The sequence below is a fragment of the Stutzerimonas sp. KH-1 genome (genome assembly GCF_054483855.1).
The window spans coordinates 2,878,375-2,901,518 of the sequence record NZ_CM137011.1 but is presented as its reverse complement, the minus strand read 5'-3'; the positions used below and the strand labels follow the sequence as shown (position 1 = coordinate 2,901,518).

At 62.1% G+C, this 23,144-nt stretch carries 20 protein-coding genes; 12 read left to right on the top strand and 8 right to left on the bottom strand.

Going from position 1 to position 23,144, the window contains the following annotated elements:
* The first annotated feature begins 180 nt into the window (after nt 1–180).
* The 11 genes from ACX1DW_RS14065 to hemE all read left to right on the top strand — a co-directional run bounded on the left by ACX1DW_RS14065 (nt 181) and on the right by hemE (nt 15,734).
* The gene (locus tag ACX1DW_RS14065) at nt 181–1,245 is read left to right on the top strand and encodes a pilus assembly protein PilM (RefSeq protein ID WP_270053161.1); all 1,065 of its coding nucleotides are present in this window, start codon (nt 181–183) and stop codon (nt 1,243–1,245) included.
* On the top strand, nt 1,245–1,817 hold the full coding sequence (locus ACX1DW_RS14060) for a PilN domain-containing protein (protein ID WP_063539613.1): 573 nt from the start codon (nt 1,245–1,247) through the stop codon (nt 1,815–1,817). Before ACX1DW_RS14065 ends, ACX1DW_RS14060 begins: the two co-directional genes overlap by 1 nt.
* The gene (gene pilO, locus ACX1DW_RS14055) at nt 1,814–2,434 is read left to right on the top strand and encodes a type 4a pilus biogenesis protein PilO (RefSeq protein WP_458991715.1); all 621 of its coding nucleotides are present in this window, start codon (nt 1,814–1,816) and stop codon (nt 2,432–2,434) included. Before ACX1DW_RS14060 ends, pilO begins: the two co-directional genes overlap by 4 nt.
* The gene (gene pilP / locus ACX1DW_RS14050) at nt 2,431–2,958 is read left to right on the top strand and encodes a type 4a pilus biogenesis lipoprotein PilP (RefSeq protein ID WP_125868795.1); all 528 of its coding nucleotides are present in this window, start codon (nt 2,431–2,433) and stop codon (nt 2,956–2,958) included. The genes pilO and pilP overlap by 4 nt, the downstream gene beginning before the upstream one ends.
* Nucleotides 2,959–3,011: 53 nt before the next feature.
* Nucleotides 3,012–5,132, top strand: a complete 2,121-nt coding sequence (pilQ, locus tag ACX1DW_RS14045) for a type IV pilus secretin PilQ (RefSeq protein WP_458991714.1) — start codon at nt 3,012–3,014, stop codon at nt 5,130–5,132.
* Between the two features lie 3 nt (nt 5,133–5,135).
* Entirely contained in the window at nt 5,136–5,681 is a 546-nt protein-coding gene (aroK, locus tag ACX1DW_RS14040; RefSeq protein ID WP_063539617.1) for a shikimate kinase AroK, read from the top strand.
* A gap of 22 nt (nt 5,682–5,703) precedes the next feature.
* The gene (gene aroB, locus ACX1DW_RS14035) at nt 5,704–6,807 is read left to right on the top strand and encodes a 3-dehydroquinate synthase (RefSeq protein ID WP_125877248.1); all 1,104 of its coding nucleotides are present in this window, start codon (nt 5,704–5,706) and stop codon (nt 6,805–6,807) included.
* A 10-nt stretch (nt 6,808–6,817) separates the two neighbouring features.
* On the top strand, nt 6,818–8,377 hold the full coding sequence (locus ACX1DW_RS14030; RefSeq protein WP_200600429.1) for an AAA family ATPase: 1,560 nt from the start codon (nt 6,818–6,820) through the stop codon (nt 8,375–8,377).
* A 178-nt stretch (nt 8,378–8,555) separates the two neighbouring features.
* Nucleotides 8,556–13,004 carry a glutamate synthase large subunit gene (gltB, locus tag ACX1DW_RS14025; protein WP_458991713.1) on the top strand — a complete coding sequence of 1,483 codons (4,449 nt, stop codon included), beginning with the start codon at nt 8,556–8,558 and terminating at the stop codon, nt 13,002–13,004.
* 107 nt (nt 13,005–13,111) lie between these two features.
* Nucleotides 13,112–14,530: an FAD-dependent oxidoreductase gene (locus ACX1DW_RS14020; protein WP_063539621.1), complete on the top strand. Its 1,419-nt coding sequence runs from the start codon at nt 13,112–13,114 to the stop codon at nt 14,528–14,530.
* A 139-nt stretch (nt 14,531–14,669) separates the two neighbouring features.
* Nucleotides 14,670–15,734 (top strand): uroporphyrinogen decarboxylase, encoded by a 1,065-nt coding sequence (gene hemE, locus ACX1DW_RS14015; protein WP_014595714.1) that lies wholly within the window; start codon nt 14,670–14,672, stop codon nt 15,732–15,734.
* A gap of 58 nt (nt 15,735–15,792) precedes the next feature.
* Here the strand turns inward: hemE and ACX1DW_RS14010 are convergent, their stop codons facing one another.
* Nucleotides 15,793–17,019 carry an MFS transporter gene (locus ACX1DW_RS14010; RefSeq protein WP_411848501.1) on the bottom strand — a complete coding sequence of 409 codons (1,227 nt, stop codon included), beginning with the start codon at nt 17,017–17,019 and terminating at the stop codon, nt 15,793–15,795.
* A 229-nt stretch (nt 17,020–17,248) separates the two neighbouring features.
* Between ACX1DW_RS14010 and ACX1DW_RS14005 the strand changes: the two genes are divergently transcribed.
* On the top strand, nt 17,249–18,148 hold the full coding sequence (locus ACX1DW_RS14005) for a LysR family transcriptional regulator (protein WP_200600426.1): 900 nt from the start codon (nt 17,249–17,251) through the stop codon (nt 18,146–18,148).
* A 9-nt stretch (nt 18,149–18,157) separates the two neighbouring features.
* On the opposite strand, the gene ACX1DW_RS14000 is transcribed toward ACX1DW_RS14005, so the two are convergent.
* From ACX1DW_RS14000 to ACX1DW_RS13970, 7 genes are all read right to left on the bottom strand, one after another.
* Nucleotides 18,158–18,448 carry a hypothetical protein gene (locus tag ACX1DW_RS14000; protein WP_013981662.1) on the bottom strand — a complete coding sequence of 97 codons (291 nt, stop codon included), beginning with the start codon at nt 18,446–18,448 and terminating at the stop codon, nt 18,158–18,160.
* Nucleotides 18,449–18,566: 118 nt separating this feature from the next.
* Entirely contained in the window at nt 18,567–19,007 is a 441-nt protein-coding gene (locus ACX1DW_RS13995; protein WP_063539626.1) for a hypothetical protein, read from the bottom strand.
* A 30-nt stretch (nt 19,008–19,037) separates the two neighbouring features.
* Nucleotides 19,038–20,270, bottom strand: coding sequence for a beta-ketoacyl-ACP synthase (locus ACX1DW_RS13990; protein WP_200600424.1), 1,233 nt, complete (start codon nt 20,268–20,270; stop codon nt 19,038–19,040).
* Nucleotides 20,270–20,998, bottom strand: coding sequence for a 3-oxoacyl-ACP reductase FabG (fabG, locus tag ACX1DW_RS13985; protein ID WP_200600422.1), 729 nt, complete (start codon nt 20,996–20,998; stop codon nt 20,270–20,272). The genes ACX1DW_RS13990 and fabG overlap by 1 nt, the downstream gene beginning before the upstream one ends.
* Nucleotides 20,995–21,447, bottom strand: coding sequence for an ApeP family dehydratase (locus tag ACX1DW_RS13980; RefSeq protein WP_200600420.1), 453 nt, complete (start codon nt 21,445–21,447; stop codon nt 20,995–20,997). The genes fabG and ACX1DW_RS13980 overlap by 4 nt, the downstream gene beginning before the upstream one ends.
* The gene (locus tag ACX1DW_RS13975; RefSeq protein WP_200600418.1) at nt 21,444–22,637 is read right to left on the bottom strand and encodes a beta-ketoacyl-[acyl-carrier-protein] synthase family protein; all 1,194 of its coding nucleotides are present in this window, start codon (nt 22,635–22,637) and stop codon (nt 21,444–21,446) included. Before ACX1DW_RS13975 ends, ACX1DW_RS13980 begins: the two co-directional genes overlap by 4 nt.
* On the bottom strand, nt 22,634–23,140 hold the full coding sequence (locus ACX1DW_RS13970) for a DUF3261 domain-containing protein (protein WP_200600417.1): 507 nt from the start codon (nt 23,138–23,140) through the stop codon (nt 22,634–22,636). Before ACX1DW_RS13970 ends, ACX1DW_RS13975 begins: the two co-directional genes overlap by 4 nt.
* Nucleotides 23,141–23,144: the final 4 nt, after the last annotated feature.

The window sequence follows — 23,144 nt, the reverse complement described above, 5'->3', positions numbered from 1 at the left end:
GGGGTTCTGGGAATCCGGGAATTTTGGGAGGGGGAAGGTGGCGATGCTGAAAGAGGAAAACCGTTCACATTATATGCGCTTTTTTTGCCGGGTAGCCATTTGCGCTTCTGTCAAGCCTGTTATTTAATGTGGATAAACATAATTAATCCGTAAGTTGCGGATAAAGATAGGAAATCGGTCGTGCTAGGGCTCTTCACTAAGAAAGCGAACACGCTGCTTGGGATCGATATCAGTTCGACCTCAGTCAAGCTTCTCGAATTAAGTCGATCGGGGAACCGCTACCGGGTTGAGGCTTATGCGGTTGAGCCGCTCCCGCCAAATGCCGTGGTCGAAAAGAACATCGCTGAACTGGAAGGCGTTGGTCAGGCTCTGCAACGCGTGGTCGCAAAGGCTAAGACCGGCTGCAAGTCAGCCGTGGTAGCTGTCTCCGGCTCAGCGGTGATCACCAAGACGATCGAGATGGACGCCGGGCTGTCCGACGAGGAGCTGGAAAATCAGCTGAAGATCGAAGCCGACCAATATATTCCCTATCCGTTGGAAGAGGTGGCGATCGACTTTGAGGTCCAGGGGCCCGCGCCGCGTGCGCCCGGTCGGGTCGAGGTTCTGCTCGCTGCCTGTCGCAAGGAAAACGTCGAGGTGCGCGAGGCGGCACTGGCCCTGGCCGGGCTCACCGCGAAGGTCGTTGATGTCGAGGCCTATGCGCTCGAGCGCTCCTATGGCCTTCTGGCGCCGCAGTTGGGGAGCGCGCATGGTGAACTGACCGTCGCCGTCGTGGATATCGGTGCAACGATGACGACTCTGAGCGTCCTGCATAACGGACGCACCATATACAGTCGTGAGCAATTGTTCGGGGGGCGGCAGCTGACCGAGGAAATTCAACGCCGTTATGGGCTTTCACAAGAGGAGGCTGGCCTCGCTAAAAAGCAGGGAGGGCTTCCTGATGACTACGACAGTGAAGTTTTGCTTCCGTTCAAAGAAGCGGTCGTTCAGCAGGTCTCACGCTCGCTGCAGTTCTTCTTCGCTGCTGGGCAGTTTCATGATGTCGATTGCATTCTGCTTGCTGGTGGAACGGCTTCCATCCCGGGTCTTGATCATCTCATTCAGCAGAAGATCGGCACCCAGACTCTAGTTGCCAATCCGTTTGCCGATATGGCTTTGAGTAGCAAGGTCAACGCAGGCGCGCTGGCCAGTGATGCGCCCTCGCTGATGATTGCGTGTGGGTTGGCGTTAAGGAGTTTCGACTGATGGCGCAGATCAACCTTCTGCCTTGGCGCGAACAATTGCGTGAAGAACGCAAGCAGCGTTTCCTTGCCTCTCTTTTCGGTGTGTTGGTCGTTGCGGCTGGCCTTGTTTTTCTTGGTGATCGCTATCTTCAGGGTGCGATTGAGCAACAGAGTGCGCGCAACGAATTCATAAAAAAAGAAATTGCCGTGCTGGATGCGCGAATCAAGGAGATCAAAGAACTCAAGGAACGTCGTCAGCAATTGCTGGAGCGTATGAAGATCATTCAGGATCTACAGGGAAATCGCCCGATCATTGGTCGCGTATTCGACCAGCTGGTGCGCACGCTGCCAGATGGAGTTTATTTCACTTCGTTAAAAATGACCGGCAAGAACATTGCGATTGTCGGGGCTGCTGAGTCGAATAATCGGGTTTCCAATCTCATGCGCAATCTTGATGGGTCGGACTGGCTCGAATCACCCAACCTGAATGAAGTCAAGGCGGTAACGGCTGGTGCGGTTGATCAGGAAAACGTCTTTCAGCTGACGGTACAGCAGACCCAGCCAGCCGTCTCCACGGAAGGAGCGAAGCCATGAGTCTGGCTGATTCGTTGCAGAGTCTTCGTAAGATCGATGTCGCCGATCTCGATCTAAACAACCTCGGTTCGTGGCCCGCGCCTGTGAAGTTCATTACGGGCGTCATTCTGCTCGCCGTGGTGCTGGCTCTGGGTTATTACCTTCATTTGCAGGATATGCAGGTGCAGTTGGAGCAGCAGCAGGCTCAGGAAGTGACCCTGAAGCAACAGTTCTCCAGCAAGGCATTTCAGGCGGCGAACCTAGATGCTTATAAAAAGCAGATGTCGGAAATGGAAACTTCATTCGGTGCACTGCTGAGGCAGCTACCAAGTGATACGGAAGTTCCTGGGCTGTTGGAGGATATAACCAGGACAGGTCTGGGCAGTGGTTTGGAGTTCGAAGAGATCAAGTTGCAACCGGAAGTGGTGCAGCAGTTTTACATTGAACTCCCGATCACTATCAAGGTGATTGGTGGCTACCACGATCTGGCTACATTCGTGAGTGGTGTTTCCAGTCTGCCACGAATCGTTACTTTGCACGACTTTGAAATAAAGCCAGAAAAAGATGACTCGACTTCAAAGCTGCAGATGAACATCGTCGCGAAGACTTATCGGTACAACGAGGGGTTGCAGAAATGAGAGGCTCGCAACTCGTTGCGCTGGGCTTAAGCCTGGCGATGTTGGGGGGCTGTGGTGGCGGCTCGGATTTCAGCGACCTGCAGTCGTTTATGGATGAGGTTCGGGCAAAGCCGAAGGGAACGATTGAGCCGCTGCCGGCGTTCATCCCCTATGAGGCTTTTACATACAGCGCGGCCGCGCTGCGGCATCCATTCCAACCGCCCGTCAAGCTGGATTTGGCGCAGCGGCAAAAAGGCTCCAAGGATATCCAACCTGATGAGTCGCGCGTCAAACAGTTCCTCGAAGGGTTCAATATCGAAAATTTCACCATGGTCGGCACGCTTTCCAACGGGCAGGGGCGTTATGCGCTGATCCGGGGAGGGGACGGTGTTCATCGCGTCAGGATTGGTGACTATCTCGGCCGTAACCATGGCCGCATCGTCGAGATCAGCGAAGCGGCGGTGGATGTAGTGGAAATCGTTCCGGATGGAGAGGGTGGGTGGCTGGAGCGCCCGCGCAGTCTGACCTTGAAAGAGCGCACCTAGCGCGGGGCACAAGCATGGAAAACCTTTACCGGTCTGCACAACGGAAGCAATTTATGAACACTACCCTTTCACGCCTTGGCGTATCGTTGCTGGCGGCGTTTATTTCGCCAGCGCTGCTGGCTGCCAATCTCAACGCCTTGGATGTGGCTGCTTTGCCCGGTGATCGGGTTGAGTTGAAGTTGGCCTTTGATGAGCCCGTTGCCACACCCCGTGGTTATACCTTGGACCAACCTGCACGCATCGCTCTCGACCTCCCTGGCGTTTCGAACAATTTGGGTGCGAAGAATCGAGAGCTGGGCGTAGGTAACGCGCGCAGTGTAACCGTCGTCGAGGCTCAGGGGCGCACCCGCTTGATCGTCAATCTGACTTCACTTGTGCCGTACTCTACGCGAGTAGATGGCAACAATCTGTTTGTCGTGCTGGGAGAAAGTGCCGGTGCCGCCAATCCTGTCGCCGTGTCCGCTGCAGCCGCCGCCCCGGTTGTCAAGCCCGCCCCGGCCAAGCCGATGGCGGTTGGTAAAGCGATCGAGAATATCGATTTTCGCCGCGGTGATGACGGCGCCGGGAACGTTGTGATTACGCTTTCCGACCCGTCAGTAGGCTCGACCATCGAAGAGCAGGGGGGAAAAATCCGCGTTGTCTTTGCTAAGGCAGATTTGCCAGAAGCGCTGCGCGTTCGTCTCGACGTTCAGGATTTCGCTACGCCAGTTAAGTTTGTCGATTCGACGGCCCAGTCCGGTGGTGCAAGCATCGCTATCGAGCCTACTGGCCGATACGATTATCTTGCATATCAGACCGATAATAAATTGACAATCAGCATCAAGCCGCTTACAGAAGAAGAGGCTGATAAGCGCAAGGCCGATCGCTTCGCCTATTCGGGTGAAAAACTGTCGCTCAACTTTCAGGATATCGATGTTCGTTCAGTTCTGCAGCTGATCGCTGACTTTACTGATCTGAATTTGGTGGCAAGCGATACTGTAAGCGGGAATATTACCCTGCGCTTGCAGAACGTGCCCTGGGATCAGGCGCTTGATTTGGTACTGAAGACGAAAGGGCTGGATAAGCGGCAGGTTGGTAACGTGCTGCTCGTTGCGCCTGCTGACGAGATCGCTGCACGTGAGCGCCAAGAACTTGAGTCGCAGCGCCAGATCGCCGAGCTTGCACCGTTGCGTCGCGAGGTCGTGCAGGTCAACTACGCTAAAGCTGCGGACATTGCCCGCCTGTTTCAATCGGTAACAAGCAGTGGTGGCGTTGCTGAAGACCGTGGCTCCATTGCTGTAGATGACCGCACGAACAATATTATTGCCTACCAAACTCAAGAACGGCTTGACGAACTGCGTCGCATCGTTGCTCAGCTCGACATCCCGGTGCGGCAGGTGATGATTGAGGCGCGTATTGTGGAGGCGAACGTTGGGTACGATAAAGCGCTTGGGGTTCGCTGGGGCGGGAACTACACCAACGACAATTGGGGTTTCTACGGCAAGGATGGGGCCATCGGCCGTGATGAAGATAGTGGTCGATATCTCCTGCCGGGCACCGATAAGGTTGGCAACTTTACCCTCGAAGACGCCCTGGCTCCGGTGCCGTTTGTCGACCTAGGGGTATTGAACAGCACAGCCGGTATCGGTATCGGCTATGTCTCGGACCATGGAATATTAGATCTTCAACTGTCGGCGATGGAAAAGACCGGTAACGGCGAGATCGTCTCCCAGCCAAAGGTGGTGACTGCGGATAAAGAAACCGCCAAGATCCTCAAGGGTTCAGAGATTCCTTACCAGGAAGCCAGCTCGAGTGGTGCGACATCAACCTCATTCAAGGAGGCAGCCCTGTCGCTTGAGGTAACGCCGCAGATCACGCCGGACAACCGCATTATCATGGAGGTTAAGGTCACCAAGGATGCGCCTGATTTCGCAAACGCGCTGAACGGGGTCCCGCCGATCAATAAGAACGAGGTCAATGCCAAGGTTCTAGTGACTGATGGCGAAACAATCGTCATCGGTGGTGTATTCTCCAACAGCCAAATTAGCAGTATCGAGAAGGTGCCGTTCTTGGGTGACGTTCCGTTCGTTGGTCGTCTTTTTCGACGGGACATCGTGGAAGATAAAAAATCCGAGCTTCTGGTCTTCTTGACACCTAGAATCCTTAACTACCGAGCGGTCGCCATAGGCCAGTAATCGTTGCAAAACCTCATCCTCGTGGGCCCGATGGGAGCTGGGAAAAGCACCATCGGGCGTTTGCTTGCCAAAGAGCTGCGTCTGCCGTTCAAGGACTCCGACAAGGAGATCGAACAGCGTACCGGCGCCAGTATTCCGCTCATCTTCGATGTCGAAGGCGAGGGTGGCTTCCGTGAGCGCGAGCATGCGGTGATAGCTGATCTTTGCCGGCTCGACGGCGTGGTGCTCGCCACCGGCGGGGGCGCCGTGATGCGTGAGGACAACCGCAAGGCGCTTCGTGCTGGCGGGCGTGTGGTCTACCTCTGCACTTCGGTCGATCAGCAGCTCGAGCGCACCGCCCGGGATCGTAATCGTCCACTCCTGCAGGCTGCTGATCCGCGCGGTGTGCTTGCCAACCTGATGGCAGTTCGTGATCCGTTGTATCGATCGATTGCGGACGTCATCATCGAGACCGACGAGCGGCCGCCGCGTTTGGTGGTGATGGAAATTCTCGATCGTCTCGCTTCGCTTGCGCCCGGTGAAAGCCGCGACGAATCTGCGTTATCCTAAGCCCCTTTATTTCGGGGGTGTCATGCGGACTCTTCAGGTCGATCTCGGTGAGCGTAGCTATCCCATCCACATCGGCGAGCGGTTGATCGACCGCCGCGATCTCTTCGAGGAAAAGATTCGCGGGCGCCAGGTTGCCATCGTTACCAACGAGACGGTCGCGCCGCTGTATCTCGAGCAGCTCAGGCAAGCGCTCTCCGGGTACGCTGTTACCTCCATAATCCTGCCTGATGGCGAGAAGCACAAAAACTGGCAGACGCTTCAGCTGATTTTCGATGCGCTGCTCGAGGCGCGTCATGACCGCAACACCATGATCATCGCGTTAGGTGGTGGGGTCATTGGCGACATGGCCGGATATGCCGCGGCAAGCTATCAGCGTGGGGTCGATTTTATCCAGGTGCCGACAACCCTGCTGTCCCAGGTGGACTCTTCGGTCGGCGGCAAAACCGGTATCAATCACCCACTGGGCAAGAACATGATCGGTGCCTTCTACCAGCCTCGAGCGGTGATCATCGATACTTCGACACTCGCCACTCTGCCATCCCGTGAGCTGTCGGCTGGGCTGGCGGAAGTCATCAAGTACGGGTTGATCTGCGATGAAGAGTTTATCGGCTGGCTCGAATTGAATGTCGACCGGCTGCGGGCTCTCGACCCGGTCGCCTTGACTGAAGCGATCCATCGTTCGTGCGCGGCGAAGGCGCGGGTAGTCAATGCCGACGAGCGCGAGTCCGGCGTGCGGGCCATCCTCAATCTGGGCCACACCTTCGGCCATGCTATCGAGACCCACATGGGTTATGGCGTCTGGCTGCATGGTGAGGCGGTAGCTGCGGGAACCGTCATGGCCCTTGAGATGTCTTCTCGGCTTGGTTGGATTCAGCAGGCGGAGCGTGATCGCGCTATACGCTTGCTGCAGCGCGCGGCTCTGCCCGTGTCCCCCCCTGCCGAAATGCAGCCAGGCGACTTCCTGCAGCACATGGCGGTCGACAAGAAGGTCCTGGACGGCAAGCTGCGTCTGGTCCTGCTGCGTGGAATGGGAGAAGCCGTGGTGACTGGCGACTTCCCTCGCGATGTACTGGAAGCGACCTTGAACGCCAACTACGGCGCAATGACGGAACAGATGGGAGCGTAAGAAAATTTCCATGACCAGTTTGTCGGCCGACGATGCCTATCTGAACCACTATGGGTTCAGCCATGACCCCTTCGCGGCGCGTGTTCCGGGTTTCAAATTCTTTCCCGCGCAGCGTAAGCCAGTGCTGGGGCAGTTGCATCACCTCGCGCGCTACAGTCAGCTGCTGCTGTTGGTGACGGGCCCCGAAGGCAGTGGCAAGACATTGCTCCGGCAGGCCTTGGTGGCCAGCAGCAACAAGCAAGCGGTCCAGAGCGTCGTTATCACACCGCAGGACACTACCGATTCCACGGCGTTGATCGCGCAGATCGCGCAGGCGCTGAACAGTCGCGAGGCTGACTTTGAGGGTGTGATGGCGCAGGTCGTCCAGCTGGCCCTCACGGGTCAGGAAGTCTATCTGCTGGTAGACGACGCGGAACGTCTCACTGCAGCCGCGATCGAGACGCTGCTGCGCCTTGCTGCGGGAGTTCCTGAAGCCCGCCCTCACGTTTTTCTATTCGGTGAAACAGCCCTTGCCGGACGTCTCGAGGCCCTGAGCGAGGGCGACGAGCGCTACCATGTCATTGCCTTGCAGCCATACGAGGAAGACGAGACGCGCGAGTACTTGGCGTTGCGGCTCGAGGGCGCGGGTAGCGGCATCGATTGCCTCAGCGAAGAGCAGATCGCGCGCATCCACGATGAATCGGGCGGCTGGCCTGGCTCGATCAACCAGATCGCCCGTGATGAACTCCTTGCCGCGATGCAGGGCAGCCGCGGGCGCCACAAGGCCGGCGGCATTGGCTTCGCGCTACCGCGCAAGCACGTATTGGCCGCCCTTGCGGTTGTTCTGCTCGTTGCGGTGGCTTTCCTGTTGCTGCGTGGGCAGGACGTTCGGCAGTCTGTCGCGCCGGAGGTGACTCAGCTACCGCTCGATACCGCGGCCACGGCTGATGCCGGTCAGGAGCCAGCCGGGCAGGACGGGCAGGCTGCTATCGAGTTCGATGGCAGCGAGCGTCCGTTGTCCTTGCCGTTGGGTAATGATGCGCAGCCTGTGATTCGAGAACCTCTCGCTGCCGCAGCGGGTGGGGAAGACGAGAGTGGCGTCGCGATGTCCGACTCTGATGATTCGGAGCCGGTTAACGCTACCTCTCCCGTAGCGCCCGCTCCCGCTCCGCAAATATCGGAGCAGGCTTCGTCGGTCGCATCCGCGGCGCCGGCACCGGCGACTACGCCAGAGCCGGTCGCTGTGCGACAGAGCGCTGCTGCAGCCAAGCCCAGTGTCACCACCGAGGCTTCACCGCCCGTGTCGGGGCACGGTGGCTGGTATGCGAGCCAGCCTGCGAGCAACCACCTGGTCCAGATTCTCGGCACACGTGCCGAGAAAAATGCGCAGGCAATTGTCCGGCAGCAAGGAAGTGGCTATCGCTATTTCGTCAAGCAGCATGACGGCAAGCCGCTCTATGTCGTGACCTATGGCAGTTTCAACAGTCGCGCCGCGGCGCTAGCGGCGGTCAAATCACTGCCTGCGTCGCTGCGATCCGGCAAGCCTTGGGTGCGTACATTTGGCAGTGTGCAAAAAGAAATCGGCCAATAGCGTAAAAAATGCCCCAAAAAAGTGCGCAATGCACTGTTTTGGGGCTTGCAAAAATAAATTGTGTCGCTCTAGCTGGCTTTGTAAACTGCTCCCCCTTTTGCCCACGTGAATGACGGGGTGATTTGCTGCGCCGTCAATAAGGGGTTGATTTACAACGTATTTAGCTGGTGGAGTGCCTATGAGAGCAGGTCTGTTTCGTCCTGAAGAGTTCAAGGATAACTGCGGCTTCGGTCTGATTGCCCACATGCAGGGCGAGGCTAGCCATCACCTGCTAAAGACTGCCATCCAGTCCCTGACCTGTATGACGCACCGCGGTGGCATCAATGCCGATGGCAAGACCGGCGACGGTTGCGGTCTGCTGATGCAGAAGCCAGATGCCTTTCTGCGCGCGAAGGCACTGGAGCACTTCAATGTCGAGCTGCCCGCGCAATATGCCGTCGGCATGGTGTTCCTCGATCAGGACGCAGCCAAGGCTGACCAAGCACGAACTCGCCTGAGCGAGGAGATCGTCTCCCAGGGCCTGACGCTGGTCGGCTGGCGCGAGGTGCCGGTCGATACCGGCGTCCTGGGCCAACTCGCGCTCGAGCGTCTGCCGCGGATCGAGCAGGTGTTCGTTGCCGGAGACGGTATCGCTGAGCGTGATTTCGGCATCAAGCTGTTCTTCGCGCGGCGCCGCGCGGAAGTGGCGCTGGCTGACGACAGCGCCTTCTATGTATGCAGTCTCTCCGACAAAGACATCATCTACAAAGGCCTGATGATGCCGGCCGACCTGGCCCAGTTCTACCCGGACCTGGGTGACGAGCGCCTCGCGACCGCGATCTGCGTGTTCCACCAGCGTTTCTCCACCAACACCATGCCGCAGTGGCGGCTGGCTCAGCCGTTCCGCTTCCTGGCGCACAACGGTGAAATCAACACCATCACCGGTAACCGCAACTGGGCCCAGGCGCGCCGTCTGAAGTTCGCCAACGAATTGCTGCCGGATCTCGAAAGCCTGTCGCCGTTGATCAACCGCACCGGCTCTGACTCCTCGAGCATGGACAACATGCTCGAACTCTTGGTCACCGGCGGAATGGATCTGTTCCGTGGCCTGCGCATGATCATTCCGCCGGCGTGGCAGAACGTCGAGACCATGGACCCCGATCTGCGCGCCTTCTACGAATTTAACTCCATGCACATGGAGCCCTGGGACGGCCCGGCTGGCGTGGTGTTGACCGACGGACGCCACGCGGTCTGTCTGCTCGACCGTAACGGCCTGCGCCCGGCGCGTTGGGTGACCACCAAGAATGGCTACATCACCCTCGCCTCGGAAGTCGGCGTGTGGGATTACAAGCCCGAGGACGTCCTGGCCAAGGGCCGTGTCGGCCCGGGGCAGATCCTCGCGGTGGACACCCACACCGGCAAGGTGCTGCACACCGACGACATCGACAACCACCTGAAGGCGCAGCAGCCCTACAAGAAGTGGCTGCGGCAGAACGCGCTGCGCATCCAGTCGACCCTCGATGACAACGATCACGGTTCGGCCTTCTACGACGCTGACCAGCTCAAGCAGTACATGAAGATGTACCAGGTCACCTTCGAGGAGCGTGATCAGGTGCTGCGTCCGCTGGCCGAGCAGGGCCAGGAAGCGGTCGGCTCGATGGGCGACGATACACCCATGGCAGTTCTGTCGCGCCGCGTACGGTCGCCCTACGACTACTTCCGCCAGCAGTTCGCCCAAGTCACCAACCCGCCGATCGACCCGCTGCGCGAAGCCATCGTGATGTCGCTGGAAACCTGTCTGGGTGCCGAGCGCAATGTCTTCGAGGAAACCGCCGATCACGCCAACCGCGCGATCCTGACTACCCCGGTGATCTCGCCAGCGAAGTGGCGCACGATCATGAACCTGGAGCGTCCGGGTTTCGAACGTCTGGTCATCGACCTGAACTACGACGAAACCATCGGCCTCGAGGCGGCGATTCGCAATATTGCCGATCAGGCCGAGGAAGCCGTACGTGGTGGCAAGGTGCTGCTGGTCCTCAGCGATCGTCATATCGCACCAGGCAAGTTGCCGGTGCATGCTTCGCTGGCCGTGGGTGCGGTTCACCACCGTCTGGTGGAAACCGGCCTGCGCTGCAGCTGCAACATTCTGGTGGAAACCGCCACCGCCCGTGATCCGCATCACTTCGCCGTGCTGATCGGCTTCGGCGCGACTGCGGTCTACCCGTTCCTTGCCTTCGAGGTGCTAGGCGACCTGATCCGCACTGGCGAGGTGCTTGGCGACCTTTACGAAGTGTTCAAGCACTATCGCAAGGGCATCTCCAAGGGGCTGATGAAGATCATCTCTAAGATGGGCATCTCTACCATCGCCTCCTACCGCGGTGCGCAGCTGTTCGAAGCCGTCGGCCTGTCCGACGAGGTCGTGGAGCTCAGCTTCCGTGGCGTCGCCAGCCGTATCAAGGGGGCGCGCTTCGAGGATCTCGAGGCCGAGCAGAAGGCGCTGGCCGCCGAAGCCTGGAGCAGCCGCAAGCCGATCCAGCAGGGCGGCTTGCTGAAGTTCGTCTACGGCGGTGAGTACCACGCCTACAACCCCGATGTGGTCAGCGCGCTGCAAGTGGCCGTGCAGAGCGGTGACTACAGCCGCTTCAAGGAATACACCGCACTGGTCGATCAGCGTCCCGTGGCCATGCTGCGTGACCTGCTCAAGGTGAAGGTGGCCGAGCAACCGCTGGCGCTGGAAGAGGTCGAGCCGCTGGAAGCGATCCTCAAGCGTTTCGACTCCGCCGGCATCTCGCTCGGTGCCCTGTCGCCGGAAGCGCACGAGGCCATCGCCGCGGCGATGAACCGAATCGGCGCGCGCTCGAACTCCGGTGAGGGCGGCGAAGACCCGGCCCGCTACGGCACCGAGCGCAGCTCGAAGATCAAGCAGGTCGCAACCGGTCGCTTCGGTGTTACCCCGGAATACCTGGTCAACGCCGAAGTGCTGCAGATCAAGGTCGCCCAGGGCGCCAAGCCGGGTGAAGGCGGTCAGCTGCCCGGTGGCAAGGTCAACGGCCTGATCGCCCGACTGCGCTATGCCGTGCCGGGTGTGACGCTGATCTCGCCGCCGCCGCACCACGACATCTACTCCATCGAGGACCTGGCGCAGCTGATCTTCGACCTTAAGCAGGTCAACCCACAGGCGCTGGTGTCGGTCAAACTGGTGGCCGAGCCGGGTGTCGGCACCATCGCTGCCGGCGTGGCCAAGGCCTACGCTGACCTGATCACCATCTCCGGCTACGACGGCGGCACCGGCGCTTCGCCACTGACGTCCATTCGCTATGCCGGCTCGCCGTGGGAACTCGGCCTGGCCGAAACCCACCAGACCCTGCGCGGCAACGACCTGCGCGGCAAGGTCCGGGTGCAGACCGATGGCGGCCTGAAGACTGGTCTTGACGTTATCAAGGCCGCGATCCTCGGCGCTGAAAGTTTCGGCTTCGGTACCGCACCGATGATCGCGCTGGGCTGCAAGTACCTGCGCATCTGCCACCTGAACAACTGCGCCACCGGTGTCGCCACCCAGAACGAGCAGCTGCGCAAGGATCACTTCATCGGCACCGTCGACATGGTGGTCAACTTCTTCCAGTTCGTCGCGGAGGAAACCCGCGAGTGGCTGGCCAAGCTGGGCGTGCGCAGCCTCGGCGAGCTGATCGGCCGTACTGATCTGCTCGAGGTGCTGCCGGGCGACACCGCCAAGCAGAACAACCTCGACCTGACGCCGCTGCTAGGCGGCAGCAACATTGCCGCCGACAAACCGCAGTTCTGCGAGGTGGAGAAGAACCCGCCGTTCGACCAGGGTCTGCTGGCCGAGGAGATGGTCAAGCTGGCCAAGGGCGCCATCGACGCCAAGAGCGGTGGCGAGTTCGAGCTGGAAATTTGCAACTGCGACCGTTCCATCGGTGCCCGCGTCTCCGGCGAGATCGCCCGTCAGCATGGCAACCAGGGCATGGCGGGCGCGCCGATCACCTTCCGCTTCAAGGGCACAGCCGGTCAGAGCTTCGGCGTGTGGAACGCCGGCGGCCTCAACCTGTACCTGGAGGGCGACGCCAACGATTACGTCGGCAAGGGTATGACCGGCGGCAAGCTGGTGGTCACCCCGCCGCAGGGCGCCAGCTATCGGTCGCAGGATTCGGCGATCATCGGCAACACCTGCCTGTACGGCGCCACTGGCGGCAAGCTGTTCGCCGCCGGTACTGCCGGCGAGCGTTTCGCCGTGCGCAACTCCGGTGCCCATGCGGTCGTCGAGGGTACCGGCGACCACTGCTGCGAGTACATGACCGGCGGTTTCGTCTGCGTGCTGGGCAAGACCGGGCACAACTTCGGCTCCGGCATGACCGGTGGTTTCGCCTATGTGCTGGACATGGACAACAGCTTCGTCGACCGCGTGAACAACGAACTGGTCAACCTGCAGCGCATCACCGGCGAGGCGATGGAAGCCCATCGCAGCCACCTGCAGGACGTGCTGCGCGAGTACGTTGCGGAAACCGCGAGTGAGTGGGGGGCAGAACTGCTGGATAATCTCGACGACTACCTGCGTCGGTTCTGGCTGGTCAAGCCCAAGGCGGCCAACCTGGCTTCGCTGCTGTCGAGCACCCGGGCCAACCCGCAATAACAATAAGCCGCTTCAGGCAGCGGCCCCAGCCAACGCGGGGCCGCTGCTCACCCTGATTGTCTTGCAGCCGTATGTATCGTCTACGGCCGCTGTTGAGAGGTTTTGAAATGACTGAACGTCTGAATAACGACTTCCAGTTCATCGAGGTCGGGCGCAAGGATCCGAAGAAGAAACTGCTGCGCCAGCGCAAGAAGGAGTTCGTCGAGATCTACGAACCCTTCAAGCCGCAGCAGGCCTGCGAACAGGCCCACCGCTGCCTGGGCTGCGGTAACCCCTATTGCGAGTGGAAGTGCCCGGTCCACAACTACATTCCCAACTGGCTCAAGCTGGTCTCCGAGGGCAACATCCTCGCCGCTGCCGAGCTGGCGCACCAGACCAATACCCTGCCGGAAGTCTGCGGCCGCGTCTGCCCGCAGGACCGCCTCTGCGAAGGCGCCTGCACGCTGAATGACGGTTTCGGTGCGGTGACCATCGGCTCGGTGGAGAAATACATTGCCGATACCGCCTTCGCCATGGGCTGGCGGCCGGACATGTCCAAGGTCAAGCCGACCGGCAAGAAGGTCGCCATCATCGGTGCCGGCCCGGCGGGCCTCGGTTGCGCGGATATTCTCGTGCGCAACGGTGTGACCCCGGTGGTGTTCGACAAGAACCCCGAGATTGGTGGCCTGCTGACGTTCGGCATTCCCGAGTTCAAGCTGGAAAAAACCGTGCTCAGCCGCCGCCGCGAGATCTTCAGCGGCATGGGCATCGAGTTCCGCCTGAACACCGAGGTGGGCAAGGACATCACCATCGACCAGCTGCTGGCCGATTACGATGCGGTGTTCATGGGCATGGGCACCTACACCTACATGAAGGGCGGCTTCCCTGGCGAGGATCTGCCGGGCGTGTACGACGCGCTGGATTTCCTCATCGCCAACGTCAACCGCAACCTCGGCTTCGAGAAGTCCGCTGAGGACTTCATCGACATGAAAGGCAAGAAAGTCGTGGTTCTGGGTGGCGGTGATACCGCGATGGACTGCAACCGCACCTCCATCCGCCAGGGCGCCAAGAGCGTGACCTGTGCCTATCGTCGTGATGCGGCAAACATGCCGGGTTCGCGCCGTGAAGTGAAGAACGCCAAGGAAGAGGGCGTGAAGTTCCTCTTCAATCGCCAGCCCATCGCCATCGTCGGCGAAGGCAAGGTGGAAGGTGTGAAGGTGGTCGAGACCCGTCTCGGCGCGCCGGATGCCCGTGGCCGCCGCAGCCCCGAGCCGATCCCAGGCTCCGAGCAGGTGCTGCCGGCCGATGCAGTGGTCATTGCCTTCGGTTTCCGGCCAAGCCCGGCACCGTGGTTCGAGGGCCAGGGTATCCAACTGGACAACCAGGGCCGCGTCGTCGCCCCGGAGCAGGGTCAGTTCAAGCACCAGACCAGCAACCCGAAGATCTTCGCCGGTGGCGATATGGTTCGCGGCTCCGATCTGGTGGTGACCGCGATCTATGAAGGGCGCCAGGCTGCCGAAGGCATCATGGACTACCTCGGCGTCTGATCGGTGTTGATCGAGCGCCGACAGGGGCTCGGAACGGCCTGATTTGAATCAAGCCCAAAGGTAAAAGGCACGGCACTCGCCGTGCCTTTTTTTTTCCGCTTTGCGACAATGCACGGCACTTTTTCGCTGGAACCCTGCCATGACTGCCTTGAAGAACGACCGCTTCCTTCGTGCCCTGCTCAAGCAGCCTGTCGACGTCACCCCGGTGTGGATGATGCGCCAGGCCGGCCGTTATCTGCCCGAATACCGGGCCAGCCGCGCCAAGGCCGGTGACTTCATGAGCCTGTGCATGAATCCGGAGCTCGCCTGCGAGGTGACTCTGCAGCCGCTGGATCGCTATCCGCTGGATGCTGCGATCCTGTTCTCCGATATCCTCACCGTGCCGGACGCCATGGGGCTCGGCCTGTACTTCGAGACCGGCGAAGGTCCGCGCTTCAAGAAGGTGGTGAGCAGTGCGGCGGACATCGAGGCGCTACCGATTCCCGATCCGGAGAAGGATCTGGGCTACGTGATGGACGCGGTGCGTACCATTCGCCGCGAACTCAACGGCCGCGTACCGCTGATCGGTTTCTCCGGAAGTCCGTGGACCCTGGCGACCTACATGGTCGAAGGCGGCTCCTCGAAGGACTTCCGCAAATCCAAGGCGATGCTCTACGAAAACCCGCAGGCAATGCACGCCTTGCTGGACAAGCTGGCCCAGTCGGTTACCAGCTACCTCAACGGCCAGATCCTGGCCGGCGCCCAGGCCGTGCAAATCTTCGATTCCTGGGGTGGCAGCCTGTCGGCCGCGGCCTATCAGGAGTTCTCCCTGGCCTATATGCGCAAGATCGTAGACGGTCTGATCCGCGAACATGACGGCCGCCGCGTGCCGGTGATCCTGTTCACCAAGGGTGGCGGGCTGTGGCTGGAGTCCATGGCCGACGCCGGTGCCGAAGCGCTGGGGCTGGACTGGACCTGCGACATCGGCGAGGCGCGCCGCCGCGTCGGTGACAAGGTGGCGCTGCAGGGCAACATGGACCCGAGCGTGCTTTATGCCAAGCCCGACGCCATCCGCGCCGAGGTCGCGCGTATCCTGGCGAGCTTCGGTCATGGCAATGGCCACGTGTTCAACCTGGGCCACGGCATCACGCCGGAAGTCGATCCAGCCCATGCCGGCGCCTTCATCGAGTCGGTGCACGAACTGTCCGGGCAATACCACGCCTGATTTTTCAACGGCTCGAAACGAAACGCCCCGCATCAGCGGGGCGTTCTGCATTGCGGGCTCAGTGTGCCGTCTGCGGCTCCGGCAACGGACGCAGGCGCGCCAGGTGCAGCGCCACGGCGAAGGCGATTAGCAGCAGCGAGGCGATGAACAGACCGACGCCATCCCAGCCGGCGGCGTGCCAGAAGACCCCACCCAGCGTGCCGGCGATGCTGGAGCCCAGGTAGTAACTGAACAGATAGAGCGAGGAGGCCTGGCCGCGCGCCTGCCGGGCGCGGCGGCCAATCCAGCTGCTGGCAACCGAGTGGGCGCCGAAGAAGCCGAAGGTGAACAGCAGCATGCCCAGCAGCACCAGCGGCAGCCGGTCGAACAGGGTCAGGCTCACGCCTGCCAGCATCAGGGCGATCACCAGCCAGAACACCCGGCGCCGGCCGAAACGATCGGCCAGTGCGCCGACTTGAGCCGAGCTGTAGATACCCGACAGGTAGAGCACCGCCAGCAGACCGATCATGGTCTGGCTGAGGTGGAACGGCTCGGCAATCAATCGATAGCCGATATAGTTGTACAGCGTGACGAAGCTGCCCATTAGCAGAAAGCCCTGCAGGAACAGCCAGGGCAGGCCGGCATCGCGGAAGTGCAGGCGGTAGCCCTGCAGCAATCCCTGCGGGCGCAGCGGTCGCGGACGGAAGTGCCGCGATTCCGGCAGAAAGCGCCAGAGCAGCAGGGCCGCCAGCAGCGCCAGCCCGCCCATCAGTCCCAGCACGCTATGCCAGGACAGGTAGTCCACCAGCACGCCGCTCAGCAAGCGTCCGCTCATGCCGCCGATGGCGTTGCCGCCAATGTACAGCCCCATTGCCAGGCCCAGATGGTGGGGATGGATCTCCTCGCTCAGGTAGGTCATGGCCACTGCAGCCACGCCGCTGAGCGCCAGGCCGACCAGTGCGCGCATCAGCAGAACGCCATGCCAGCTGGGCGCCAGCGCACTACCGACGGTGAACACCGCGGCAGCGAGCAGGGAGGCGACCAGCACCTGCTTGCGGCCGATGGCATCGGAGATCGGCCCGGTGATCAGCAGGCCGACGGCCAGGGTCAGCGTCGAGAGCGAAAGGATCAGGCTGCTCTGCGCTGCGTTGATGCCGAATGCCTGCGACAGCATGGGCATCATCGGCTGCACGCAGTAGAGCAGGGCGAAGGTGGCGAAGCCGCCGGCGAACAGGGCCAGGGCGGTGCGCGCGAAGCGCGGGGTGCCTTTCTCGGTATGGCTGATGGGCGCGCCAGGCGCCGGTATCTCTGCTGACGCGTCGCTGGCGTCGTGCGTACTGCTCACGATGAAGACCTCTGTCCGATTCGCTTTTTCCGGCCAAAAGCGGCCCGTTACGCCTGTGATCGCTTTTTCGATCGACGGGCGCGATTGCTGTTGTTTGGGTTTATGGACGAAATGATAGGAAGCTTTGTTTAAGCTATCCAATATATTATTCGACCTGAATGATATGTTTTGCGACTCATAAGGAGCCCTCATGGAGCTGCGTCATCTTCGCTACTTCGTGGCAGTCGCCGAGGAACTGCACTTCGGTCGCGCCGCCGAACAGCTGCGCATTTCACAGCCGCCGTTGAGCCAGCAGATCCAGGCGCTGGAACAGGAACTCGGTGTAAGGCTGTTCGATCGGACCAACCGGCGCGTGGCACTGACCGACGCGGGCCGGCTGTTTCTCGAGGAAACGCGGCGCACGCTCGCGCAGGTCGACAAGTCGGTAGACGTGGCCAGGCGCGCCGAACAGGGCGAGATCGGCGAGCTCAAGGTGGGGTTCACCTCATCGGCGCCGTTCACCTCGATCCTGCCGCGGGCGATTCTGGCCTTTCGCCGCACCTTTCCTGCGGTGCATCTTGATTTGCAGGAGATGACCAGCAAGCAGGTGGTCGATGCCGTCCAGGACGAGACGCTGCAAGTGGGCATGATTCGCCCGTTCGCGTTGCCGGCGGGCCTGCAGACCGTCGAGCTGTTCAGTGAGCCGCTGGTGGCGCTGATGCATGCGGGACACCGGCTGGCGGATGCCGGGGACGAGGGGCTGACACTGGCTGATCTGGCCGAGGAGCCCTTCGTGTTCTTCCCGCGCAGCTACGGTACGGGGCTGTACGACCAGTTGCTCAGCCTGGCGCGCCGTGCGGGCTTCAATCCACGCATTGCCCAAGAGGCGAACGAGGCGCTGACCATCATCGGCCTGGTCGCTGCCGGGCTGGGAGTGTCGGTGTTGCCAGCCTCGTTCCAGCGCATCCGCATCGACGGCGTGCGCTTTCGCACCCTGCAGGACCAGGATGCGACCACCGCCGTCTGGCTGGTCAAACGCCGGCAGGAGCAGTCGCCGTTGGCGCAGGCCTTCATGGAGCTGGTAACGCGCGAGGCCTCTGCGCAGCGCTAGGGCGTTCGCTCAGGGCTGCTTGTAGTGGCCGGGTGTATCGCCCTTCTCGTGCTTGTGCACGCGGGTCACGCGGATGTCGGTGATGCCCATGACTTCGGCCTGCTCCAGCAGCTGCGCCTCGTCGGCATCGGCCTTCGGCATCACCAGGCTGTTCTCGGCATCGGCATTGTGCAGCTGGATGAGGTGCCGCGCCGCCTCGCCCTGGGACAGGCTGTCGACGTCGGCGTCATAGGTCTCGGCGCGCGGGTCGTTCTGGTAGATGTAGTTGATTTCGAAGGTGTGCGAAGACTTGCCGAACATGAGGCGCTCCCGTGGAGGTCACTGATGTTCAGTGGACTCGACGGCAACGGCAAACGTTCCAGCAGACGGTCGGCCGCGGTAGAGCCGATGCCTTGCCCAGCGCATCGGCAGGAGATGCTTACTTGACGGTGGCCAGGTCACCCTTGAGGGCGACGCCGGCCATGATGGCGCCGGCATGGCATTCGTACTTCTGGCTGTCCTTGTATTCGACATGCTTGTAGTTGCTGGCGATGTTCACCACGGCGTTGGCGCCGGCAGCCTTGGCGGCCTGCTGCATGGCGATCAGCGCCGATTGCAGCGCCCAGCTGCAGGCGCCTTCGTCTGTCTTGTTGAAGGCGTTGGTCTTCTTGCTGGTGGTAACCCCGCTACGCACGACCTTGGCATGCTTCGGCGTCTTGCCGGCCAGGTAGAACTTGACGCTGCCATCCAGGCGGCCGGCCTGAGTGGCTTCGGCGACTACGGCGTCGAACGGCAGGTAATGGGTGGTATCACGGGCCTGGCTGATGCCCGGCAGCACCAGAAGCGCCAGCGCTGTGCCTATCCATGCGGTTGTTTTCATCGGCGTTTTCCTTGCGGTTGTGGGTGAAACTCAGGCCCAGCGACGGAAGATCAGCGAGGTGTTGATCCCGCCAAAGGCGAAATTGTTGTTCATCACGTACTCGTGCTGCATGGCGCGCGGCGCACCCTGCAGATAGTCGAGCTCGCCGCAGCGCGGGTCGACCGAATCCAGGTTGAGCGTGTGGATATAGCGGTCGCGGTTCATCATCTCGATGCTGAACCAGGACTCCAGAGCGCCACATGCGCCGAGAGTGTGGCCGAGAAAAGACTTCTGCGAGCTGATCGGCATGCTGCTGCCGAACAGCGCCTGGGTCGCCTGGGTTTCGGCGATGTCGCCCTGTTCGGTCGCAGTGCCGTGGCCATTCACGTAGCCGATGGCCGCCGGTGCAAGTCCGGCGTCTTCCAGGGCCAGTTCCATGGCGCGGCGCATGGTCAGTTGTTCCGGCTTGGTGGCATGTTGGCCATCGGCGTTGCTGCCGAAGCCGACCAGCTCGGCGTGAATCGTCGCGCCGCGGGCCAGTGCGTGCTCCAGTTCCTCGAGTACCAGCATGCCGGCGCCTTCGCCAATCACCAGGCCATCACGGCCGCTGTCGTAGGGGCGCGGCGAAGTATGCGGTGCGTCGTTCTTCAGGCTGGTGGCATAGAGCGCATCGAAGACCATGGCCTCGGTGGCGCAGAGCTCCTCGGCGCCGCCGGCAAGCATCAGTGGCAGACGGCCGAACTTGATCGCCTCGTAGGCGTAACCGATGCCCTGGCTGCCGCTGGTGCAGGCGCTGGAGGTGGGGATCACCCGGCCGGTGAGGCCGAAGAAGATGCTGATATTGGCCGCGGTGGTGTGCGGCATCATGCGGATGTAGGAGTTGGCATTCAGCCCGTCGGCCACCGAGTTCAGCAGCATGTTGCCGAACGCCTTGATCTCCTCGGTGCTGCCGGTGGACGAACCGCAGGCGACACCCATGCGGCCGTCGCGTATCGAGGCGTCTTCTAAAAGACCGGCGTCGGCGAGCGCGCGTTCGGCGGCCAGCACCGACAGTCGTGACACGCGGCCCATGCTGCGCAGCTGCTTGCGCGTCCAGTGCGGCGGCACGCTGAAGTCGTCCACCGGGCCGGCCAGGCGGGTGTTGAGCTCCGTGAAGCGGTCCCACTCGGCCATGCGGCGGATGCCGCTGCGGTTGGCACTGAAATTGGCTTCGATGCTCGTCCAGTCGCTGCCCAGGGAGGTGATGCCGGCCATGCCGGTGACCACCACGCGTCTGCTGTTCATCAGCACAGCCCTCCGTTGACGGCGATCACCTGCCGGGTGATATACGCCGCCTCGGCGGACATCAGGAAATTCACCGCACCGGCGACCTCTTCCGGGGTGCCCATGCGCTGTGCCGGAACCATCTTCAGCATTTCTTCGATGGGCAGTTCGGCGTCGAGCATCTCGGTATCGATCAGTCCGGGGGCAACGCAGTTGACGGTGATCCTGCGCTTGCCCAGCTCCACCGCCAACGCCTTCGCCGCACCGATGACGCCAGCCTTGGACGCGCTGTAGTTGACCTGGCCGCGGTTGCCGATCAGGCCGGATACGGAGGTGATGCAGACGATGCGCCCCGGCTGGCGGCGGCGAATCATCGGCATGGTCAGCGGCTGCAGCACATTGTAGAAACCGTCCAGGTTGGTGCGCAGTACCTGGTCCCAGTCATCGTCGCTGAGGGCCGGGAAGGCGCCGTCGCGAGTCAGACCGGCGTTGCAGACGACGCCGTAGTAGGCGCCATGCGCTTCGACATCGGCTTCCAGCTCGCGCCGGCAGGCGGCGCGGTCGGCGATGTCGAACTGCAGGATGCGCGCGCTGCGACCCATCGTCTGTATCTCGGCCTGGACCGCTTCGGCCTGGTCGCGGCGCGAGCGGCAGTGCAGCACGATGTCATGGCTGGCGCGGGCCAGGCGCAGCGCGATGGCGCGGCCAATGCCTCGGCTGGAGCCGGTGACGAGGACGGTTTCACTCATGGGGCAGACTCTTGTAGGTAACTCGCCACTTCGGGCGGGCGGAACACGTTCAGACGGGCCTCGGCATGGATACCGGGGCCGTCGAGATGACATTCGAACACGCCCATGCCGTTGTCGTCCTGCAGCGAACGAGTGGCACGGACGCGCAGCCGGGCGCCGACCGGGAAGGTTTCGACATTGCACTGGTAGCTACGGGTGCCGAGCAGGAAGCCCAGCTCCACGGGCTGACCGGCCTGACGCGCATGGCAGCCGGCGAAGGCCGCGACGCTTTGCGCCATGATCTCGACGCCGGCCCAGGCAGGCAGACTGCCGTCGGCGGCGCTGAGCAGGCCGTCGGCGCGTACCTGCAGGTGTGTCTCCACGCTGTCTTCATCGAAGCGCTCGACAGCGTCGAGCAGGATCATGTCGCCAGCGTGGGGTAGCAGTTCGGCGAGGGGCCAGTCGATCACGGCGCGTCTCCCAGGATCAGGCTGATATTGTTGCCACCGAAGGCGAAGGAGTTGCTCATCATTCGGCGTGGCGAGGTTCTACCCATTCGCAGTTCGGCGGTCACCAGGCGCAGCGGTGGCAGCTCCGGATCCGGCTGGCCGTCCCAGCGATGCGGTGGCAACTGCTGGTCGGCGTTGAAGCGCGATAGCGCAAGCCAGCAGAACGCCGCCTCCAGCGCGCCAGCGGCGCCGAGGGTATGGCCGGTCAACGGCTTGCTCGAAGAACAGGCGACACCCTGAGGAAACAGCGTGGAAACGGCCTGGCTTTCCATGGCGTCGTTGTGCGCGGTGGCTGTGCCGTGCAGGTTGAGGTAATCGACCTCTTCCGGTGTGCAGCCGGCAGTGGCCAGCGCCTGGCGCATGGCGGCAAGCGCGCCGCGGCCTTCCGGTTCGGGGGCGGATATATGGTAGGCGTCGGAACTGGCGCCGCCGCCAAGCAGGGCGATGGCGCCATCGGCGGGCTCGCGGGTCATCAGAAACAGCGCCGCCGCCTCGCCGATGTTGATGCCGTTGCGGTTGCGCGAGAAGGGGTTGCACAGCGACTCGCTGGTGGCTTCCAGCGCGGTGAAGCCTTGCAGGGTCAGGTCGCTCAGGCTGTCGACACCGCCGCACAGCACTGCGTCGCAGATGCCGGCGTCGAGCAGGCGTTTGGCGCTGAGCAGGGCGCGGGCACTGGAGGTGCAGGCGGTGGAGATGGCATAGCAGGGGCCGCCCAGTTGCAGCCATTCGCCGAGAAAGCTCGCCGGCGCCGCCAGTTCCTGATGCCCATAGTGGTAGCTCGGCGGAAAGCCGCCATTGTGCAGCAAGCCGGCGATGCCTTCTCCGGCTTCCTGGATGCCGGTGGTGCTGGTGCCCAGGACCACACCGATGCGATGCCGGCCGTGGCGGGCGATGGCCTGGCGAATATCGCCTTCGATCTCCAGTGCAGCGGCCAGCAGCAGCTGGTTGTTGCGGGTGGCATGGCGTGGATCGTCATCAGGCATTGCCGGCAACGCTGAGCGGACCGCGCCCACCGGTAAGCGTCGACCGGCCACCGGCTGCGTATGGGGCTGCATGCCGGAGGTGTCGCCGGCGAACAGCCGTCGGGCCACCTCGGCCTTGCCACTGCCGAGCGCGCAGATCACGCCGAGGGCGTCGAGGTAGGCGGTCATCGTTGGCTTCCGGGCGAGTCGGGCAAGGGGGCGACACGATAGGTCAGCCCTGGCGCCACGTCGAGTTCGAAGCGCTGTGCCGCGCGATAGCGGACCTGCCAGCGCAGGTCGTCGCCCTGGCGCAGCCGGCGCTCGCCAGCACTTGGCTGTTCGGCTGCGGCGCCATACAGCGCGGCCAGCTGGTCGCGGTCGGTCAGGGCGAACAGCAGGGCGGCGAACAGCTCGCGCGCCTCCGGATTGGGTCGAAGCAGCCCATCAGCCTGCCAGGCACCGTTGCGCAACTGCTGCCGCGCCAGTGGAATGCCCAGCGGGTCGAGCAGCGACCAGCGCAGCGACGCCCCTTCGCGCTGGATCACCAGCAACCAGTCGGCCGGCTCGCTGCCCTGGCGTTGCACATGCAGCTGCAGCGGCACCTGCAGTGCGGGTGTGCTGGCAGGCAGCGGCAGGCGCGCCGAGCAACCGGCCAGCAAGACCAGACACAGGCCCAGCAGGAGTCGCCTCATCGCC

Bases quoted from the DNA above. Each gene is read 5' to 3' on its own strand.
- pilP (WP_125868795.1), top strand. From the start codon at position 2,431: ATGAGAGGCTCGCAACTCGTTGCGCTGGGCTTAAGCCTGGCGATGTTG.
- ACX1DW_RS13975 (WP_200600418.1), bottom strand. From the start codon at position 22,637: ATGACCGCCTACCTCGACGCCCTCGGCGTGATCTGCGCGCTCGGCAGT.
- ACX1DW_RS13995 (WP_063539626.1), bottom strand. From the start codon at position 19,007: ATGAAAACAACCGCATGGATAGGCACAGCGCTGGCGCTTCTGGTGCTG.
- ACX1DW_RS13990 (WP_200600424.1), bottom strand. From the start codon at position 20,270: ATGAACAGCAGACGCGTGGTGGTCACCGGCATGGCCGGCATCACCTCC.
- gltB (WP_458991713.1), top strand. From the start codon at position 8,556: ATGAGAGCAGGTCTGTTTCGTCCTGAAGAGTTCAAGGATAACTGCGGC.
- aroB (WP_125877248.1), top strand. From the start codon at position 5,704: ATGCGGACTCTTCAGGTCGATCTCGGTGAGCGTAGCTATCCCATCCAC.
- pilQ (WP_458991714.1), top strand. From the start codon at position 3,012: ATGAACACTACCCTTTCACGCCTTGGCGTATCGTTGCTGGCGGCGTTT.
- hemE (WP_014595714.1), top strand. From the start codon at position 14,670: ATGACTGCCTTGAAGAACGACCGCTTCCTTCGTGCCCTGCTCAAGCAG.
- pilO (WP_458991715.1), top strand. From the start codon at position 1,814: ATGAGTCTGGCTGATTCGTTGCAGAGTCTTCGTAAGATCGATGTCGCC.
- ACX1DW_RS14020 (WP_063539621.1), top strand. From the start codon at position 13,112: ATGACTGAACGTCTGAATAACGACTTCCAGTTCATCGAGGTCGGGCGC.
- ACX1DW_RS14030 (WP_200600429.1), top strand. From the start codon at position 6,818: ATGACCAGTTTGTCGGCCGACGATGCCTATCTGAACCACTATGGGTTC.
- ACX1DW_RS14000 (WP_013981662.1), bottom strand. From the start codon at position 18,448: ATGTTCGGCAAGTCTTCGCACACCTTCGAAATCAACTACATCTACCAG.
- fabG (WP_200600422.1), bottom strand. From the start codon at position 20,998: ATGAGTGAAACCGTCCTCGTCACCGGCTCCAGCCGAGGCATTGGCCGC.
- ACX1DW_RS14005 (WP_200600426.1), top strand. From the start codon at position 17,249: ATGGAGCTGCGTCATCTTCGCTACTTCGTGGCAGTCGCCGAGGAACTG.
- ACX1DW_RS14060 (WP_063539613.1), top strand. From the start codon at position 1,245: ATGGCGCAGATCAACCTTCTGCCTTGGCGCGAACAATTGCGTGAAGAA.
- ACX1DW_RS13970 (WP_200600417.1), bottom strand. From the start codon at position 23,140: ATGAGGCGACTCCTGCTGGGCCTGTGTCTGGTCTTGCTGGCCGGTTGC.